This window comes from Bacillus sp. FSL M7-1345 (assembly GCF_038006985.1).
In the GTDB taxonomy this organism is placed as follows: Bacteria; Bacillota; Bacilli; order Bacillales; family Bacillaceae_G; genus Bacillus_A; species Bacillus_A cereus_U.
Genome location: NZ_JBBOWG010000001.1, coordinates 538,639 through 555,966, shown reverse-complemented (window position 1 = coordinate 555,966; position 17,328 = coordinate 538,639). Strand labels below are relative to the sequence as shown.

The following is a 17,328-nucleotide window of genomic DNA, read 5'->3' as shown; positions in this document are numbered from 1 at the left end:
TAATTGGATATCCATGTATTAACAAAAGACGAAGCAGAAATTTACTTAGAACTTCGAGTAGAAGGGTTAAAACAAAACCCGGAAGCTTTCAGCTCTTCTTATGAAGATATTATTAATAAAGAGTGTGCTATTGAATATAAAGCCCAAAAATTAGCACAAGATGAGAACTATACACTAGGTGCATTTAAAGATGGAGAATTAATCGGAGTTGCAACACTGGAAACGAAACCATATGTAAAACAAGAACATAAAGCAAAAATTGGTTCAGTATACGTGTCTCCAAAAGCACGCGGACTTGGAGCGGGAAAAGCACTTATTAAAGAATGTCTTGAGCTTGCTAAATCTTTAGAAGTAGAGCAAGTTATGCTTGATGTTGTTGTCGGAAACGATGGTGCAAAAAAACTTTATGAGTCATTAGGATTTAAAACATTTGGTGTGCAAGAACGCTCATTAAAATATAACGGACAATATTGGGATGAAGAGCATATGGTTCTTTTCCTAGATGAAGAAAAATAATAAAAAAACATCCTCCATTTATGAGGATGTTTTTTACTTTCTTGTAAACCATGCTGTATATAATAATTGAATGGCCTCTTCAATTTCTTCCTCTAATAAAGTCGCAAATCCAAGTAATACTGTACTTTTGGGAGAAGTCCCTTCCTTATAATACATCGAAACAGGATACACTTTAATACTCCTTTCGGCTGCAGATTCCATTAATTCTTTCTCTTCCATCCCGTTATGCACTTTTAATAAAATATGTAGGCCAGAATCTTCCCCTATTACTTCAATGCGATTAGAAAAATATTTTTCTATTACCGAAACAAGACGGTCTCTCTTCTTTCGATACACAACACGCATTTTATGAATATGTTTTTCCCAATGCCCGTCATTTAAAAATTTCCTAATGATCTCTTGATCCATTCTTGAAACGCTTTGTGTGTAAAATAAATATTGCTCTTGATACTGCTTAATGAGGGGTTTTGGCAACACCATATAACTCATCCGTAATGATGGCAATAGCGCTTTAGACAGCGTCCCCATATAAATTACTTTCCCATCTCTATCTAACCCTTGCAACGCTGGAATTGGCTTTCCTGAATAGCGGAATTCACTATCATAATCATCTTCAATAATATATCTTCCTTCTTCTTTTTTCGCCCATTGCAAAAGCTGCATTCTTCTCGTAATTGGCATAATCATCCCGCAAGGAAACTGATGCGAAGGTGTAACAAATACAACATTTGCATGGCTATCAGCTAACTGTGACATACGAATTCCATCTCTATCTAAAGATAACATTTGTACATTTTGTTCCCCTTGCTCAAAAACAACCATTTTCCGATGGTACCCAGGGTTCTCAACCGCATAACGACTTCCCTTTAACAACTGAAATAACATTTTTACTAATATTTGCGTACCCGCTCCTATTACAATTTGACTAGCTACGCATCGTACACCTCTAGATTCATACAAATAGCTCGCGATTGCTTCTCGTAAACTTACCTCCCCTTGCGGATGTCCAATAAAAAGTAAATCTTTATTTTCAAATTGCCATACCTCGTTCGTAATTTTTCGATATACATGAAACGGAAAAGTATTAGTATCCACACCCGTTTGAGTGAAATCAAATTTATACTCCTTATCTTGAAAAGGCGCTTCTCCTATTACCTCTTCGCTGCCTTCCACATGAATCATTTGCTCGATTTCACATACAAAATAACCTTTTCTAGAAATCGACTCAATATATCCTTCGGCAAGAAGTTGCTCATAAGCAGCTTCAACTGTATTTTTACTCACTTGTAAATATGTCGCCAACTTCCTCTTAGCCGGTAATTTCGTAAAGGCCGGAATCGTTCCATCTTTAATCTCTTTTTTTATATACTCATACAATTGCACATACAATGCCGTTTTACTATTTGCATTCAAATTAGGCGTTAATTCTAACACAACATCTGACCCCTTCCAAAAATACATAACTGATACTTTTTACAGTACCAGAAGTTCTATATAATTCCTTTTATCATGTAACACATTAATAATCAAATACTAGAGAGGAGATGCATGATAATGAACAATGGTAGACGCATCGGACTTATGATGATTATTACGGGAGCTACCCTATGGGGATTATCTGGTCCCATGATTCAGTGGCTATTTCAACATACGAACGTATCATCAATTGATTTTTTAACAATTCGCCTGTTACTCGCAGGAATATTCATTTTGGCTTTCTTGCTTATTAAAAAACAAAACATATTTCACATTTGGAAACATCCTAAACACTTTATACAACTTATAATTTTCTCTATTCTTGGCATGCTTGGTGCGCAGTACGCTTTTATCGAAACAGTTCATATTAGTAATGCCGTAACGGCAACACTATTTCAATTTCTAGGTCCTGTTCTTATTACCATTTACGTTGCGTTTGAGCAAAAAAAATTCCCTGCTTCTATGCAAATACTCGCAATTATAACTGCTCTAACAGGGACATACTTTATTATTACAAACGGTTCAATTGAAAATATTGTTTTATCTAAAGCAGCTATTACTTTCGGCCTATTAACAGCGATTGGTTTTGCTTTTTATACCCTTCATCCGGCTTCTCTTATTAAAGAATGTGGAACAACTATAGTAATTGGCTGGGGGATGTTAATTGGAGGGATTGCACTGCTTATTTGTAATCGTTCTTTTGGATGGAATCAGATTTCGCAAACGTTCACACTTCAAACTTTTTCTATGCTTATTCTTATCATTACAAGTGGCACTCTTTCTTTCCTTCTTTATATCGGGAGTCTTAAATATTTAGCAGCAACAGAAACAAGTATTTTATCTAGCATTGAACCACTTGTAGCTGCCATCGTTTCAATTGCTTGGCTTAATGAATCTTTTGGAGCATATCAATTATTAGGCGGAGTATGTATCGTTCTTTCTGTTATTTTCTTAACAATGCCTCAAAAAAAGAGAGAACCAACCTTTTCAACTGAACAAATATAAAGTGAAACTTTAATCAGTAGGGGCGTTCCATCCCCCACGGATTATTAGCCCTCACCAATCGGGATAGAAAATGTCAAAAGAGGTCGTACAAAACTTACGACCTCTTTTTATAATTTAAAGGAATTGTCTCGTCTTCTAGCAAATACAATTACACTAACAATAAAAATTAGGAGTGTGGCACCATGAAAAAAATCGGAACTATGCTACTTTTCTCCTTCCTCATTACTGGCTGCGCGCAAGTGCAGCCAGATTCAAATGTACCTAAAAAAGAAGTACTAGAAACGTCATCTTCTCAAATTAACGCACCTTCTTTTTTTCATCTTAGTGTTTTAAAAGATGTAAATTGGGAAGAAGCTCCATCATTCGTAGAAGGAAAAATACCGTTAAAAGGCATCGAAGGAAAAATCGCCATGGCTGATAGCTCTATTATCGCAAATGAACAAAATGAAATAATGTGGTTCTTCCTAGATCCTGAAATGCCAACTGGAAAACTATCTATTATTGCTTTAAAACAAGGCTCTATCCTTCCAACACCAATAATCGTTCCAAAGGAAACTTCCGAACCAAATTGGACTACTTCAAGTACAATCGATACTACAATAAAAGAACTCCCTCTCGTAATGTCACTACCTTCACCTGGATTATGGGTATTAAACATATATGTGAATGAAAGATATTATGATCAATTTGTAATCACTGCCGAATAAAGTGACAAAACTGGAACACTTCCTTACAACAATGTAATTTCTACGTCACGTACTTCAATAGTTGGATTCTCTCTCTTCTCTTATACTTAAAGTAAGAAATGAAGCGAGGAGAGATGAGAGATGAAAAAAATGATAGAAGTGATCGTAGCAGCAACTGAGGTTTTAGTAAATGGTAAACAAGTTGCAATGGAATTAAATAAATAATGAAGGGACATAAATAATTCTACCCTTCTTCATTATTTTGATTTCTTATCTCAAAAAAAGCAGTGCCTTTTTAAGGCACTGCTTTTGACTATCTATAACTTGGCATTTTCGTAATTTGCGCCACCCCTGAATCAATGGCTGCTTTCGCTACTACTTCTGCAACACTTGGAACAACTCTTTTATCTAATGGATTTGGAATTACATAATTCGCATTACGCTCTTCGTCTGTAATTATGTTAGCGATCCCATATGCTGCCGCTAATTTCATCTCTTCTGTAATATCAGTCGCACGTACATCTAACGCACCGCGGAATATTCCAGGGAACGCCAATACATTATTTACTTGATTCGAATAATCAGAACGCCCAGTTCCTACTACAGCTGCCCCAGCTTCTAATGCGTCCTCTGGGAATATTTCTGGAATTGGATTCGCCATTGCAAACACAATTGGTTTCTCGTTCATCGTCTGTATAAGTTCTTTCGTTAATACGTTTGGAGCAGATACACCGATGAAAATATCAGCTTGATGAATCGCTTCCTTTAATGTTCCACGTACATATTCTCGATTTGTCTTCTGTGAAACTTCGATTTGCGCTTCGTTCATCCATGTTTCACCTTCACAAACAATACCTTCTAAACTAACTAACGTAATGTGTTTTGCGCCAGCTTTTAATAATAATTTTCCAATTGCAATTCCTGCCGAACCCGCACCGTTAATAACAATTTTCACATCATCCATTTGTTTACTTACAACTTTTAATGCATTAATAACAGCTGCTAAAACGACAATAGCCGTCCCATGCTGATCATCATGAAATACAGGAATATTCGTTTCTTCTTTTAATCGTTTTTCAATTTCAAAACAGCGTGGTGCTGCAATATCCTCTAAATTAATACCTGCAAATGTAGGCTCTAGATTTTTCACAAGGGTAACGATTTCATCCACATCAGTCGTCCCTAAACATAGCGGGAAAGCATCTACATTCGCGAATTTCTTAAATAAAATACTTTTCCCTTCCATAACAGGCATAGCCGCTTTCGGTCCAATATTCCCTAAACCAAGTACTGCTGTTCCATCTGAAACAACTGCAACCATATTCCCTCTTGCTGTATAGTCATACGCTGTTTCCTCATCTGCTGCAATTGCTTTACAAGACTCTGCTACCCCCGGTGTATAAGTCAAACTTAAATCGTCCGCTGTATTCACTTCTACTTTACTTGTAATTTCAATTTTACCTACTAACTCTTTATGCAATAACAATGATCTTTCATTAATTTGATTTTCTAACATACTTATAATCTCCCCTTAATTTGACAAGCTAGCTATACGAATATAGCTAGCTTGTTTTGATCATGAAAACATTTTCAATAAAATTGTTGCTGTTACGACCACTGCAGCCCCGCCTAAACGCGTTGAAATTTGCGCAAACGGCATTAATTCCATACGATTTGAAGCTGATAGAATAGCAACATCTCCAGTTCCACCTAAACCACTATGACATCCAGTTACAATTGCTGATTCAACTGGATACATTTTCATCACTTTCCCTACAAGAAAACCTGATGCTACCATTGTAAGAACAACTGATGCACAAACAACAACATATCCTACAGAAAGAACTGCTGCTACGTCTTTTAACGGAATGTATAGCAATCCTAAACCGACCATTAACGGCCAAGTTAAATTCTTTGAAATAAATTTATATAAATGGAATGCTCCTTGCTCCATTTTTGCTGGCATTAATTTAAAGTATTTCACAAGTGCTGCTGAGAAAATCATAATGATTGCCCCAGGAATACCGATGAACTTAGAAGCAAATCCTCCAAAGATGAAGAACGTACATGCAATTAATAAACCTGCTCCCATTAATGAGAAGTCAATTGGGTTTTCTGTATTTTGCTCTTTTAATAATTCTGCTTGATTATCTGTTTTTACTAATACACCATTCCCACTAAGCTCAGGTCTCTTCTCCCCTAATCGTTTCATATAGCCTGCACTCACGATTGCAAACATATTTCCGATAATAGCTGCTGGAATAAGCTGTGATACAAATGTTGCTGATGATTCATTTAAAATATCACCGTAAGCTAACGACAATGGTAAAATCCCTTCCCCAATACCACCACTCACAATTGGTACGATGATAAAGAAGAATGTCTGCTTCATTTCAAATCCAAATAGTGAACCTACTAATAAGCCTACTGCTATAGAAGCTAACGTTCCTACTACTAAAGGAATAAACATGCGAACGAAACCTTGTACTAACACTTTACGATTCATTCCCAAAATACTTCCTACTACTAAACAAGAAATATATAAATATAAAAAGTTAGATTTTTTCATTAACATAGTCGCAGCTTCCATTGAAGCTGGATTCATCCAGTTGAAAAATACAAGTAACGATGGAATAAATAATGAAAGAATTGCTGGACCACCGATGTTTTTTAGAATTGGAATTCTCATCCCAATGTCACCTAAGAAAATACCCATAATCATAATAACTGCAAATCCACCAATCATATCTGCTGGTAATTTATTATATACAGATGCCCCATAAATAATAGCAGCCAATACTACATATAACGGTAAAGGTATTACACCGATTTTTACATTCATAATTTTAGAAGCGAACGATTCTCTTTGTACCTCATTTCCCTCAGAAAATGATACCGCTTCCACATTCTTTTGAATTCCCATATGGCACCCCCTTGTTTTCTTAATAACAATATTAAAACGCTTTCAATAGTAAAAATAGTTTTTGTAAGTTTTGTAACTACTTTTGTAATTAAAAAAAGTATAAGCGACCTATAATAAGTCGCTTATACGTAAAAGTCTATTTTGTTTGGGTCAATACACCTTAATTTACTTACCGGCCTTCCCACATGTTGATACACCATTTCATTCTCTAAAACTCCAATTTCAGTCAAAAACATTACATACTTTCGAATAGAAACTCTTGAAACCCCTACTAATTTCGCCATTTCATCTGTTGTAAATGCTTGTCCGTGAAGCGATTTGATTTGCTGCCAAATTAGTTGCAATGTTTGCTTTGTTAATCCTTTCGGAAGCTCTTTATAGTCAAAGGACTCTCTTTTTTCTTTTTGTAAAATTAGCGAATCTAATTCCGATTGACTAATTTTTTGTTGTTCTTTCATGAAAGTAAATTTTTCTCGATACACAGTTAATGCTTCCTTAAAGCGTTCAAATGTAAATGGTTTAATTAGATAGTCTACAACTCCATATTGTAATGCCTTTTTAATACTCACCATATCATGTACAGCTGAAATCATCATAATATCAATTTCTTTTTCTTGATTCCGAATATACATTAACAGCTCAAATCCAGTCTCTTCAGGCATAAAAATATCAAGTAATACTAAATCTACTCGTGATTTCTCTAATACTTCTATCGCCTCTTTTACTGATTTAGCTGCATGAACAAGTTCAAACCCTCCCACTTGCTCTAAATAATGCGTATTTAACATCGCAACCATCGGATCATCTTCTACAATCAAAACTTTGATCATCTTATCTCTCATCCCTACTTTTAGGTATTTCAATCGTTATTGTCGTTCCCGTTCCTAACAATGAATGAACATAAATTTCCCCATTTATTCGCTGTATGCTTTCCTTTACAAGATGCAAACCATACCCCCGATTATCACCCTTTGTGGAATAACCTTTTATAAATAATGCATCAATTTCATCTTCTTTTATGCCTTTCCCCGTATCTTGTACTGTAATGATTAATGTATCCCCATATTGTATTCCAACTTCAACCTGCTTCTTCTCACAATTCGTCACCGCGTCTAATGCATTATTAATTAAATTTCCGACAATGGTGATCAGTTCATGAATGATACGTTCATCATATATTTCTGGTAAGTAAGAATCTTCTTTTATAATTAACTTTATATTTTTCTCTCTAGCATAACTAAGTTTACCTAGTAAAAACCCAGCAAATACTGGGCTTTGAATTTTTTTCATAATCCCCCCAATTTCATATTGATGCTCTGATACCATACTACTTACATATTTCTGCAATTCTTCATACTGTTTCATATGTGTTAGCCCTAATACGACATGCATTTTATTCATAAATTCATGAGATTGAGCCCGTAATGCTTCCGCATATAGCCTAATACCAGTTAGTTCTTCTGCCAATTTTCTGATTTCTGTTTTATCACGAAATGTTGCAATCGCACCAACTATTTCACCTTTTACATATAAAGGAACACGATTCGTAACAATCGTAATTCCATAAATATTTTGTTCTTCATTTAATTGTACCTCTCCAGTTTGTAACACTTCTTTTATACGTGAATTCGGCATATACAATTCAACGTCTTTACCAATAAAGTCTTCTTCAAGTCCACTTTTCTTAAATAGCCGTTTTGCTTCATTATTAATTAACGTTACTTTCGCTTCTTTATCCACAGCAATAATACCTTCTTTGACCGATTGTAACATCGTATTTCTTTCTTCAAGAATTTTCGCTATCCTATGCGGCTCAAGACCAAATAAACTTTTCTTTATATGTCTAGCTAGCAATATCGCTCCTATAATGCCAACTAACAATCCAACTCCGACACCTATATAAATAATATGTCTACTTTCCTTAACTCTCTCTTTTACATTATCAGCTGAAATACCAACAGCAACCGCACCAAGCTGTTCACCTGTGTCAGCAAAAACAGGAACGAATACTCGCATTGAAATCCCTAAAGTTCCTTCTGCTAAAGATACGTGTTCCTTTCCCTTCAATACCGTTCCTTCATCCCCTCCAACGAAATGATGACCTATTTTTTGGGGATTTGGATGAGATTTTCTTATTCCATCCATGTCCATAACGACAATAAATTGAACACCTGTATTTTTTAATATCCTATTTGTATACGTTTGGATGACGGAAGTATCTGCTTTCCCAATTAAACCATCGATTACCACCGAATCATTCGCTACAATATGTGCAATCGTTTTTGCCTTCTCTGCTTGGCTTTCTTCTGTCGTTCGTTCAACATTATGGCTAATTAAAATATCTGTCACAAGTAAAGAAAAAATGACAACAGTACACACTAATAATGTAATCGTTTTCCATAAATTCCATAGTCTTTTTCTTTTTTTCATCCCGTTAATGACTCCCCTAATTGCTGAATAGAAAAATAAGTAAGGTGATATCATTTTCACCTTACTTATTTGCTGTTATTATACTTTAAATTTACTAGTCATTGCTTGTAGTTCTTCTGCCATCTCAGCTAAGTTTTGCGAAGCCGAACTAATTTCTTCCATCGAATTCACTTGTTCTTCTGTTGAAGCCGCAACACTTTGCATACTAGCTGTATTTTCTTCTGCCGCCGCTGCAATTTCATCAATAGCATTTGTCACTTCATTTGCATCTCCAGCGATTTTCTTCGTTGTTTCTACCATTTGATTAACTTGAGAAACAATATGAGTAGTAGAACTTGAAATTTCTGCAAAACTTACTTTCGTTTTGGTTACAACTTCTAAGCCCTGTTGAACTTCCACACTCACATTATCCATCGCCTTAACAGTATGTTCAATATCAGCCTTAATTTCTGCAATTAAATTTGCAATCTCTCCAGATGATTCTCCTGATTGCTCTGCTAATTTTCTAACTTCATCTGCTACAATAGCAAATCCTCGTCCCTGTTCACCTGCTCTTGCTGCTTCAATAGCTGCATTTAAAGCTAATAAGTTCGTTTGAGTAGCAATGTTTTGAATTGCTTCAGAAATAGCCCCTACTTGCTTTGATTTCTCATCAAGAAGTTTAATAATAGCGTCTGACTGGGATACCGACCTAGAAATAGACTGCATTTGTTTTGCGGTTTGTTCAACCAATTCTTCTCCCTCTACAGCTCTTCCTCTCGCATGTAGTGAGGAGATGGAAATTTCCTCCGCACTTCCAGTTACATCTTGAATTGCTGTATTTACTTGTTGTAATGTAGCCGCGCCTTCTTCAACACCTTGGCTTTGTGATTCAGCCCCACCTGATACTTGTTCCATTGCAATTGTAATTTGATCTGTCGCATCATTCGCTTGCTGTACGCTCGCTGTTAACTCTTCTGCCGATGCTGCGACATGTTCTGCTGAAAAGCTAATTTGGGTAATCACGTCTTGTAAAGAAGCAGACATTTCATTAAATGAATTCCCTAATTTTCCTATGTCATCCTTGGAATAAATAGTAATTTTCTCTGTTAAATCCCCCTTACTAATCTTATATGCCGAGTCAGCTATTTTTCGTAATGGTCTTGTAATAGAATTTATAATGAAATAAATTAATACACTACCAAATACAATAGCGATGGCTATGACAACCAAAGTCTTATAAAAAACTGGATTCGCAGCTTGAATAATTTCTTCGTCAAACATAACTCCAACTACTTTCCATCCCGTTTTCTCATTTGTTGCAAAGATTAAATTCTTTTTATCATCTTGTTCTGTATAAGATACATTTCCTTGTTTGTCTTCATAAATTGGTTTAATCCAAGGCTCAGTAACCTTTGAACCTGGTTTTCTAGATGGATGACTAACAATTTGCTTATTTTGATCTAAAATAACCGCATAGCCTTTTTCACCAATGTTAATCATTTTTGAAACCTTTAGGATGTTATCCAAATTCAAGTTAATGCCTATAACACCTTTACCATCTTTTACTTCTTTAGCAATTGTCACTACCATATTTTTTGTAGATGCTGATTGATACGGTGCAGTAACAATTACTTTTCCTTTATTTTCATGCGCTTCTTTATACCACGATCTATCTGTTGGATTATACCCATCAGACATTTGAATAAATGGTTCTCTTATAAACTTTCCCGTCTGCGTTCCAATATAAATACCTTCTACTTCTGGATGAAGCTTTATATATTGCGCTAACTTCGTTCTTACTAGCTCTTCTTGTCCATTTGGATATGTATCCTCTGTTAAGATGTCTGCAAAGTACGTCGCATCAACAAATTTCTCTTCTATATTTTGAGAAATAACAGTATTTAAAACTGAAATGTTTTCCTTTGCTTTACCTGTAATTTGTTGTTCAAAATTTGTTTTGGCAGTTTGATATGAAACACCACCGATAATAAGTCCCGGTATAGTTAAAATAATAAAAAATGAAATGATTAATTTTTTCTTGATACTCATACTTTTAACCCAATTGAATATATTTTGCATAATAAGCCTCCTTTATGTAATAGAACACTTGTGTAATTTTATACAATCAACATGTATAAAACAATATATAATGATAACATGTAATTTTTTTCTTCAATTATGCATTTTTACATATCCACTTCTCCTAAACATTTTAATCATAAAAAATAAGAGAACTTTAGCATATATAATAAGCTAAAGTTCTCTTATTTCTTAACAGCTTCTCTTCAAAAAAAACCTGCAAAACTTCTCTTACAATTCCTTAAATCTTTATCCTTCACCTTATAGTTATATAGTTCATGCTCTCCTTCCTAATTTATTTGGAGTTATTTATATAGCTAATTGCCTGACTCCCCATCTGCACCCATGCCTGTTCAAAGTTTCCTCTTGGTACTTTTACATCTAAGCTATCATCGAGGGGATCTCGAATATATACAGATTCCTTATCGTACCCAACAAGTACAACACAATGTTCATTATACGTAATAGAAACATCCCCACTATTTGTTTCCCATGTAGTAAATTCATCTTCATCTAAAGGAGCATATGTTGCATTCGTAATCATGACTACCGGTTGCCCTGCTTTTACACTCTTATACATTTCCTCTATACTCTTTCCTGTTAAATCCACAGCTTTATTAGGTAAATATTTTTTCGCTAACTGAAAAAGTGGTCCGTGATATACACCGTATCCGGATTCAGAAAAGGTATAAATATTCCCTACAAATCCTTCATTCGGATTCCCACGTACACCATCGGCCATAAAATCAACTTTTTTTATTTCATTTGCTAATTTCATCTTATCTACTGAAACGCCTGCGTATTGTAACATCATCGCTAAGCTTGTCACTTCACAGCCTCTATCTAGCTCTGGTAATTGCTGAATTAAAGGCACATTTGATAAGATGACCTTTTCATCGTTATTACTAAACTCTATTCGTTTTTGACTTTGTATACTTGATAATAGTAATCCCTTTACTTTCTCCACATACTCTGTAATCCCATTTGTATATGCACCCCATATTCCTATACATAGTACGGGCATACATATATACCACTTCCATTTTCGTATCACTCTCACGCCCTTTTTAATTCGTTAAATACGAATAAAACGCATCCGCATCTGTTTGAATCATCGGTACAAATTTTAGTTCGTTTCCTTTTTCAGGTTGTTCTCGTTTTATTTTTTCCGCTAGCTCTTGAATGCCTATATTCGTTCTATCCATATTAAGCTCATCTGCCATTTCTACTACTTTTTGTTCATTAATTTCTCTTAATACTTGATATATATCTTTGCCGTATAAATCAATATGATATTTTTTTGCTTCTCCCTGCACTTTTTGTTCGTACACTTCTTGTGCTAAATCTTCCATCTCTTTTCCTTTTTGAGAAATACCTAACTTTCCTGCTTCTTCTCTTACTTTCGTTCCATAGATTTCTTCCGCAATGTCTTCTATTTCTTTTCCATTTGTCGAAATACCTAATTTATCCGCTTCATCATTAATTTTAATCGTATTAATTTGAGTAATCAAATTCACAATCGATGTATTATCTATAGATATGCCTAGTTTTGACGCTTCTTGCTTCACTTTTGTTTCATAGATTTCTTCTGAAAGAGTTCCGACATCTTTTCCTTCTGCCGAGATACCTAATTGATCAGCTTCTCTTCCTACTTCCGTCTCATGAATTTCTTTTTCTAACGTAATTTGTTCTTTCCCATCCGTTTCAATGCCTAACTTTTCCGCTTTTTCTTCCGTATGCATTGCATGTATTTTTCCATCATTTAATTGTTCTTTACTACGCTGCGTGTAATCTGTCTTTCCTTTTGTCATTCCAGAAGGAGAGGCACCTCCTAATATACTTAAACTCATTACTCCAATAGTGAATACCGTCATCAGTTTCTTTTGCAAAATTAATTCCTCCCTCTTACATTTTCTTTTCCATCATTCCCATAAAGTGAAACTATACTCAGTGGGGAGGTTCATCCTCCACTGAGTATTAGCCTTCACCAATCGGGCGTTTACGGGCAGTTGATCTCCCACCTAACTTCTTTACTCCAGCCGATTTTTAAGGTGAGAGTTTTACTGCCCGGAAAATAGCGGGATAATTTTTTTAATACTATACATAAACCTCATTGCTGCTTGAGATAACATTATGATCGATATAATTTGCTCAAATACACCTTAATAACCGCTTCTTCATATGACGAATTTTTTCTATGCAATACATGATATAAATGTTTTCTTAACTTTCCCTTAAAAAAGACGACCTTGTAAAAACAAGGTCGTCTTCTCACTTATAATCTTTGATTTTTTGGGAAAATCACTTCAAAACAAGTTCCTTCTCCCCATTTGCTCTCTACCGATATTTTCCCATAATGCTTTTCTACAATCCAATTAGCGATTGAAAGACCTAACCCCGCTCCTTCTGATGGACTTCTCGCTTTATCTCCTTGATAAAAACGATCAAATAACTTTGGAATATCCCCTTCTTTAACTCCTATCCCATTATCTTTCACTTGTATGCGAATTGAACTACTCGTTTGCATACAATTAATTTGAATATGTCCACCTTCATTTGTATACTTCATCGCATTATCTAGCAATATAACCATCAATTGATGGATTCTCTCTCTATCGCCAATAAACGATATGTCACGTTCTACTTTTAATATCATCGCTTTTTCTTGATAAGAAGCAATTTCTTTATATGGATCTACTATTTCTTCTAACAATTTACCCATTTCAAATGTTTTCTTATCCATCTCGATTTGATTAGAATCCGAACGTGCTAACAATAATAAATTAGCTACGAGCTTCGATAACCGTCTACACTCCTTTGAAATCGTAGAAATATCCATCGCTTTTTCTTCTATCGTCGCAGATGGTGACTGGAATAATATATCTGTTTTTGATTGAATAACCGCAAGTGGTGTCCTTAATTCATGTGATGCATCAGAAACGAACTGCTGCTGTTTCTCCCATGAATTTTGAATGGGTACGAGTGCCCTACCAGCTAAGAAAAAGCCGATTCCTATTGCACATACACTCCCTACACTACAACCTATAACAAGAATTAAAAATAAAGTATTTAGCATTTCTTCTTCAGCTGTTATATCGCGTACGATTTGAACTATTTTTCCATCTTTTTGAAACGCGAACGTTCTAAAATATAGCCCTTGCACTTCAATATCTTGCAAAGATCCTAATTTTTTTGGAGAAAAATTTTCCAAATTGTCTTCGAAGATAAAACGACGTTTGCCGTTTTCGCCACCTATCTCCACTCTGTTTCCACTCCAAGTTAACTCTATTATCCTTGGATCCCCAATTGGAAGATATCCCCTGATTTTTTTAGGTAGTTTTTTATCATCTGAAATCTCTCTATGCTGAACCATTTTTTCTATGGATGTATCTACTTCATTATAAATGCGCTTATATGTGTATGAATAAATAATACTCCCTAATACTCCTATTAATAGGATAAATACTAATGAGTTTACTATAGTCAGACGAATACGTGTTTTTTGAAACATACTTCCCTTTTTCATTGTCCTTTTAATATATATCCAATACCACGAACAGTTTGAATATCTTTCTGATAACCGAATGGCTCTAATTTTTTACGTAAGTGATGAACATACACTTCTACGATAGCTACTGTTGTATCTGAATCAAATCCCCAAACACGATCAAAAATTTGTTCACGCATTAAAATTTTACCGCTATTTTGAATGAGGTACTCTAGAAGTTCATACTGTTTTAAGGTCAACTTAATTGCTTGCCCATCGACTTGTGCGCCTTTGTCTTTTCCAAACAATTCGATTCCTTTATAACGAATTGTCTGCTTTGTTGTTAAACTACCACTTCGTCTTAATAAAGCACGAATTCTCGCTTTTAGTTCCGGTGCTTGAAACGGCTTAACGAGATAATCATCCCCGCCAAAATCTAAGCCTTTAACTCGATCCTCCAAAGAATCTTTCGCTGTTAAAAATAAAACTGGCGTTTCAATCTTTTCATCTCGTATTTTTTGGATAACTTCAAATCCATCCATTTCTGGCATCATGACATCAAGTAATATTGCATCATATATATTTTGTAATGCTAAAAATAAACCGTCTTCCCCATTCATTGCCGTGTCCACTTCAAATTCATCACGTAAAATTTGGACAATAGACTCTAATAAAGAAGCATTGTCTTCTACTACTAATAGGCGCATTAGCCGTTCACACCTTCCACAATATATTTCAATTCTCTTTTTCTCTTATTATTACATTACTTCTCATAATAGCGTCAGAAAGCAGTCACATTATACAATTTCTTTTTTAATTATTTACATCTAATAGTTTGGATTGGATATACTTTTGAAGATTTATTATAAAGTCCATTTCTTAACTTTGCCTTAATAAAAGAAAGCCGCATCCCTCTTATGGATACGGCTTTCTTTTATTTTTGACTCGTACGAGCTGAAATACTAATCGCTCTATTTGTTGCTTTATCTAATACTCATTTACTTACAGTTACCCTATAGGTTGCTGTTGCATAACTTCATTCGCTCCAGCTACCCTCAACATATTCGCAATATCTTTAAAACCTCTTTTTTCAGCATGTTGCAATGGCGTAGTCCCTTCATTGTTAGCCATATTTACATCCGCTCCATGCTCAATAAGCATTTGAATTATCCTTTTATGGCTGTCACTACCATTTCCTAACACAATCGTTTCTAATAATGCTGTCCCACCACGATTATTTTTATAATTCACATCAATATCCGTGTGTTCTAATAATTCTTTTACGACCTCTACATGACCACGCTCTGATGCAGAAATTAATGCTGTTCCACCCGACCTAGTAGTTTCTTTCGTATTAGCACCTGCATTAATTAGTAGTTTTACGATGTCTGTATAGCCCTCTCTGCTAGCATAAAGAAATGGATTGCTTTGTTTTTCATCTTGGATTTCAATATCGGCTCCTGCATCAATTAACGCTTTAACTGTCTCTATATGATTTTGATACACCGCTGCCAAGATAGGTGTTTCTCCATTATCGCCCTCTACGTTTATATTTGCCCCGTCCTTTATTAATTTCATAGTCGTTTCTGTATCACCTAGGGTCGCAGAAAGCAATAATTGCTTATCCATTAAATTTATACCAGTCTCTTCTTTATCTTTTTCCTTTTCTTTATGCTTTTCTTGCTTTTTTTCGTTTTTCACGTGAACCGGTTTCGATTCAGGTTCTTCTTGCTTATCACAAGCCACTACCATCATTAAAAGTCCTAATAATGTACATAATAAAATTTTTTGTTTTCTCACAACTACAGCTCCTATGAAAGATAATGTTTTCTTAACCATTCCTCCATCACATGCAATAACTCTTCTTCAATAGATTTATCCATAAGTACCTTATATTCCTTCTTCAATTGTCATAGTATACTTATGCTCATGTTTTCTCAACATATAATTCATGTTTGGAATGATATGCCACCCAGCTCCATCATTAATATTATGGAGCAATTAGTTTAGCATGTTTCAGCGATACTTGTACATCTTTGTTATCCTTAATTCCCCTAAAGATGTCACTATTTTATATTGTAACTGTTCTTCTAACCATTTTACACCTTTTATCTTTCTATTTGCATCTCACTAACAATAGAAAAAGACAACCTTGGGCTGGTTGTCCTTACTCTAGCTACTTTTTCGTATTAATGAGAATGTCCTCCGCTATTCCCATTTTTCGGTTTCCCCATCATCTCTTTATTCATTTCCCACTTATGCTCTGATAATTCTTTGTCGGAAAGGACCTTCCCCTTATATTTAGATACAAAACTTTCCGCATCTTTTTTATCTTTAAACGAGATCACGTTATAAGCCATAGGTGTTGTTATTGTTTTATCATATACGTAAGTTGCGTCCTGTAATGGAACCCAATCTTTCGTATTATAGTCTCGTACAAACTTTTCTTTCGTCTTCTCATTTTTATTGTTATCCATCCATTTATACATACAGCCAATATCATCAAACTTTAAGGCTTTTCCATTATCTAAAATAATTTCTGTTGCGAATTGATTATCCATTACCCCTATTTGACAAATATCACACTTATCATTTTTTTCATCAACCGCAATAGCTTCTATGTCCTTTTTCCCACATCCTACTATTGTAAATACGAAGCATAAACATATAACAAGCACAGCATACTTTACTCTCATCCCTATTTCCTCCCCATTAATGACAATACATTACTCCTAAAAATTTAT

15 protein-coding genes and 1 pseudogene are annotated in these 17,328 nt (G+C 34.9%); 3 read left to right on the top strand and 13 right to left on the bottom strand.

Features of this window, described 5'->3' with window-relative positions; all coding sequences use genetic code 11:
* The first annotated feature begins 3 nt into the window (after positions 1-3).
* Entirely contained in the window at positions 4-516 is a 513-nt protein-coding gene (locus tag MHB76_RS02855) for a GNAT family N-acetyltransferase (protein ID WP_000351210.1), read from the top strand.
* Between the two features lie 33 nt (positions 517-549).
* Here the strand turns inward: MHB76_RS02855 and pdxR are convergent, their stop codons facing one another.
* Positions 550-1,950 carry a MocR-like pyridoxine biosynthesis transcription factor PdxR gene (gene pdxR / locus MHB76_RS02850; RefSeq protein WP_078173865.1) on the bottom strand — a complete coding sequence of 467 codons (1,401 nt, stop codon included), beginning with the start codon at positions 1,948-1,950 and terminating at the stop codon, positions 550-552.
* Positions 1,951-2,070: 120 nt separating this feature from the next.
* Here pdxR and MHB76_RS02845 point away from each other — a divergent pair, with 120 nt between their 5' ends.
* Both MHB76_RS02845 and MHB76_RS02840 read left to right on the top strand, forming a co-directional pair.
* A complete protein-coding gene (locus MHB76_RS02845; RefSeq protein ID WP_078173866.1) occupies positions 2,071-2,997 on the top strand; it encodes a DMT family transporter in 927 nt (308 codons plus the stop codon).
* Positions 2,998-3,179: 182 nt separating this feature from the next.
* Positions 3,180-3,704 carry a DUF4871 domain-containing protein gene (locus MHB76_RS02840; protein WP_078173867.1) on the top strand — a complete coding sequence of 175 codons (525 nt, stop codon included), beginning with the start codon at positions 3,180-3,182 and terminating at the stop codon, positions 3,702-3,704.
* 292 nt (positions 3,705-3,996) lie between these two features.
* Here the strand turns inward: MHB76_RS02840 and MHB76_RS02835 are convergent, their stop codons facing one another.
* The 12 genes and pseudogenes from MHB76_RS02835 to MHB76_RS02785 form a co-directional block, all read right to left on the bottom strand.
* The gene (locus MHB76_RS02835; RefSeq protein ID WP_016103493.1) at positions 3,997-5,199 is read right to left on the bottom strand and encodes an NAD(P)-dependent malic enzyme; all 1,203 of its coding nucleotides are present in this window, start codon (positions 5,197-5,199) and stop codon (positions 3,997-3,999) included.
* A 60-nt stretch (positions 5,200-5,259) separates the two neighbouring features.
* Entirely contained in the window at positions 5,260-6,606 is a 1,347-nt protein-coding gene (locus MHB76_RS02830) for a 2-hydroxycarboxylate transporter family protein (RefSeq protein ID WP_078173868.1), read from the bottom strand.
* 122 nt (positions 6,607-6,728) lie between these two features.
* Complete coding sequence (locus tag MHB76_RS02825; RefSeq protein ID WP_078173869.1) at positions 6,729-7,436, bottom strand: response regulator; 708 nt, start codon at positions 7,434-7,436, stop codon at positions 6,729-6,731.
* Position 7,437: 1 nt separating this feature from the next.
* Entirely contained in the window at positions 7,438-9,036 is a 1,599-nt protein-coding gene (locus MHB76_RS02820; RefSeq protein ID WP_078173870.1) for a sensor histidine kinase, read from the bottom strand.
* Positions 9,037-9,114: 78 nt separating this feature from the next.
* On the bottom strand, positions 9,115-9,933 hold the full coding sequence (locus tag MHB76_RS26250) for a methyl-accepting chemotaxis protein (protein WP_445286269.1): 819 nt from the start codon (positions 9,931-9,933) through the stop codon (positions 9,115-9,117).
* Positions 9,934-10,053: 120 nt separating this feature from the next.
* Positions 10,054-11,067, bottom strand: a pseudogene (locus tag MHB76_RS26245) (HAMP domain-containing protein); the annotation flags it as partial.
* A 325-nt stretch (positions 11,068-11,392) separates the two neighbouring features.
* Positions 11,393-12,121, bottom strand: coding sequence for a C39 family peptidase (locus tag MHB76_RS02810; protein ID WP_002159352.1), 729 nt, complete (start codon positions 12,119-12,121; stop codon positions 11,393-11,395).
* 43 nt (positions 12,122-12,164) lie between these two features.
* On the bottom strand, positions 12,165-12,986 hold the full coding sequence (locus MHB76_RS02805; RefSeq protein ID WP_078173872.1) for a transporter: 822 nt from the start codon (positions 12,984-12,986) through the stop codon (positions 12,165-12,167).
* A gap of 386 nt (positions 12,987-13,372) precedes the next feature.
* Entirely contained in the window at positions 13,373-14,608 is a 1,236-nt protein-coding gene (locus tag MHB76_RS02800; protein WP_078173882.1) for a sensor histidine kinase, read from the bottom strand.
* 11 nt (positions 14,609-14,619) lie between these two features.
* Positions 14,620-15,291 carry a response regulator transcription factor gene (locus MHB76_RS02795; protein WP_002159355.1) on the bottom strand — a complete coding sequence of 224 codons (672 nt, stop codon included), beginning with the start codon at positions 15,289-15,291 and terminating at the stop codon, positions 14,620-14,622.
* Positions 15,292-15,592: 301 nt separating this feature from the next.
* Positions 15,593-16,423: an ankyrin repeat domain-containing protein gene (locus MHB76_RS02790; protein WP_206775122.1), complete on the bottom strand. Its 831-nt coding sequence runs from the start codon at positions 16,421-16,423 to the stop codon at positions 15,593-15,595.
* A 350-nt stretch (positions 16,424-16,773) separates the two neighbouring features.
* Positions 16,774-17,280 (bottom strand): nitrous oxide reductase accessory protein NosL, encoded by a 507-nt coding sequence (locus tag MHB76_RS02785; protein ID WP_002159357.1) that lies wholly within the window; start codon positions 17,278-17,280, stop codon positions 16,774-16,776.
* Positions 17,281-17,328 lie beyond the last annotated feature (48 nt).

Bases quoted from the DNA above. Each gene is read 5' to 3' on its own strand.
- MHB76_RS02835 (WP_016103493.1), bottom strand. From the start codon at position 5,199: ATGTTAGAAAATCAAATTAATGAAAGATCATTGTTATTGCATAAAGAG.
- MHB76_RS02840 (WP_078173867.1), top strand. From the start codon at position 3,180: ATGAAAAAAATCGGAACTATGCTACTTTTCTCCTTCCTCATTACTGGC.
- MHB76_RS02830 (WP_078173868.1), bottom strand. From the start codon at position 6,606: ATGGGAATTCAAAAGAATGTGGAAGCGGTATCATTTTCTGAGGGAAAT.
- MHB76_RS02790 (WP_206775122.1), bottom strand. From the start codon at position 16,423: ATGGTTAAGAAAACATTATCTTTCATAGGAGCTGTAGTTGTGAGAAAA.
- MHB76_RS26250 (WP_445286269.1), bottom strand. From the start codon at position 9,933: ATGGAACAAGTATCAGGTGGGGCTGAATCACAAAGCCAAGGTGTTGAA.
- MHB76_RS02845 (WP_078173866.1), top strand. From the start codon at position 2,071: ATGAACAATGGTAGACGCATCGGACTTATGATGATTATTACGGGAGCT.
- MHB76_RS02820 (WP_078173870.1), bottom strand. From the start codon at position 9,036: ATGAAAAAAAGAAAAAGACTATGGAATTTATGGAAAACGATTACATTA.
- MHB76_RS02825 (WP_078173869.1), bottom strand. From the start codon at position 7,436: ATGATCAAAGTTTTGATTGTAGAAGATGATCCGATGGTTGCGATGTTA.
- MHB76_RS02800 (WP_078173882.1), bottom strand. From the start codon at position 14,608: ATGTTTCAAAAAACACGTATTCGTCTGACTATAGTAAACTCATTAGTA.
- MHB76_RS02785 (WP_002159357.1), bottom strand. From the start codon at position 17,280: ATGAGAGTAAAGTATGCTGTGCTTGTTATATGTTTATGCTTCGTATTT.
- MHB76_RS02810 (WP_002159352.1), bottom strand. From the start codon at position 12,121: ATGCCCGTACTATGTATAGGAATATGGGGTGCATATACAAATGGGATT.
- MHB76_RS02795 (WP_002159355.1), bottom strand. From the start codon at position 15,291: ATGCGCCTATTAGTAGTAGAAGACAATGCTTCTTTATTAGAGTCTATT.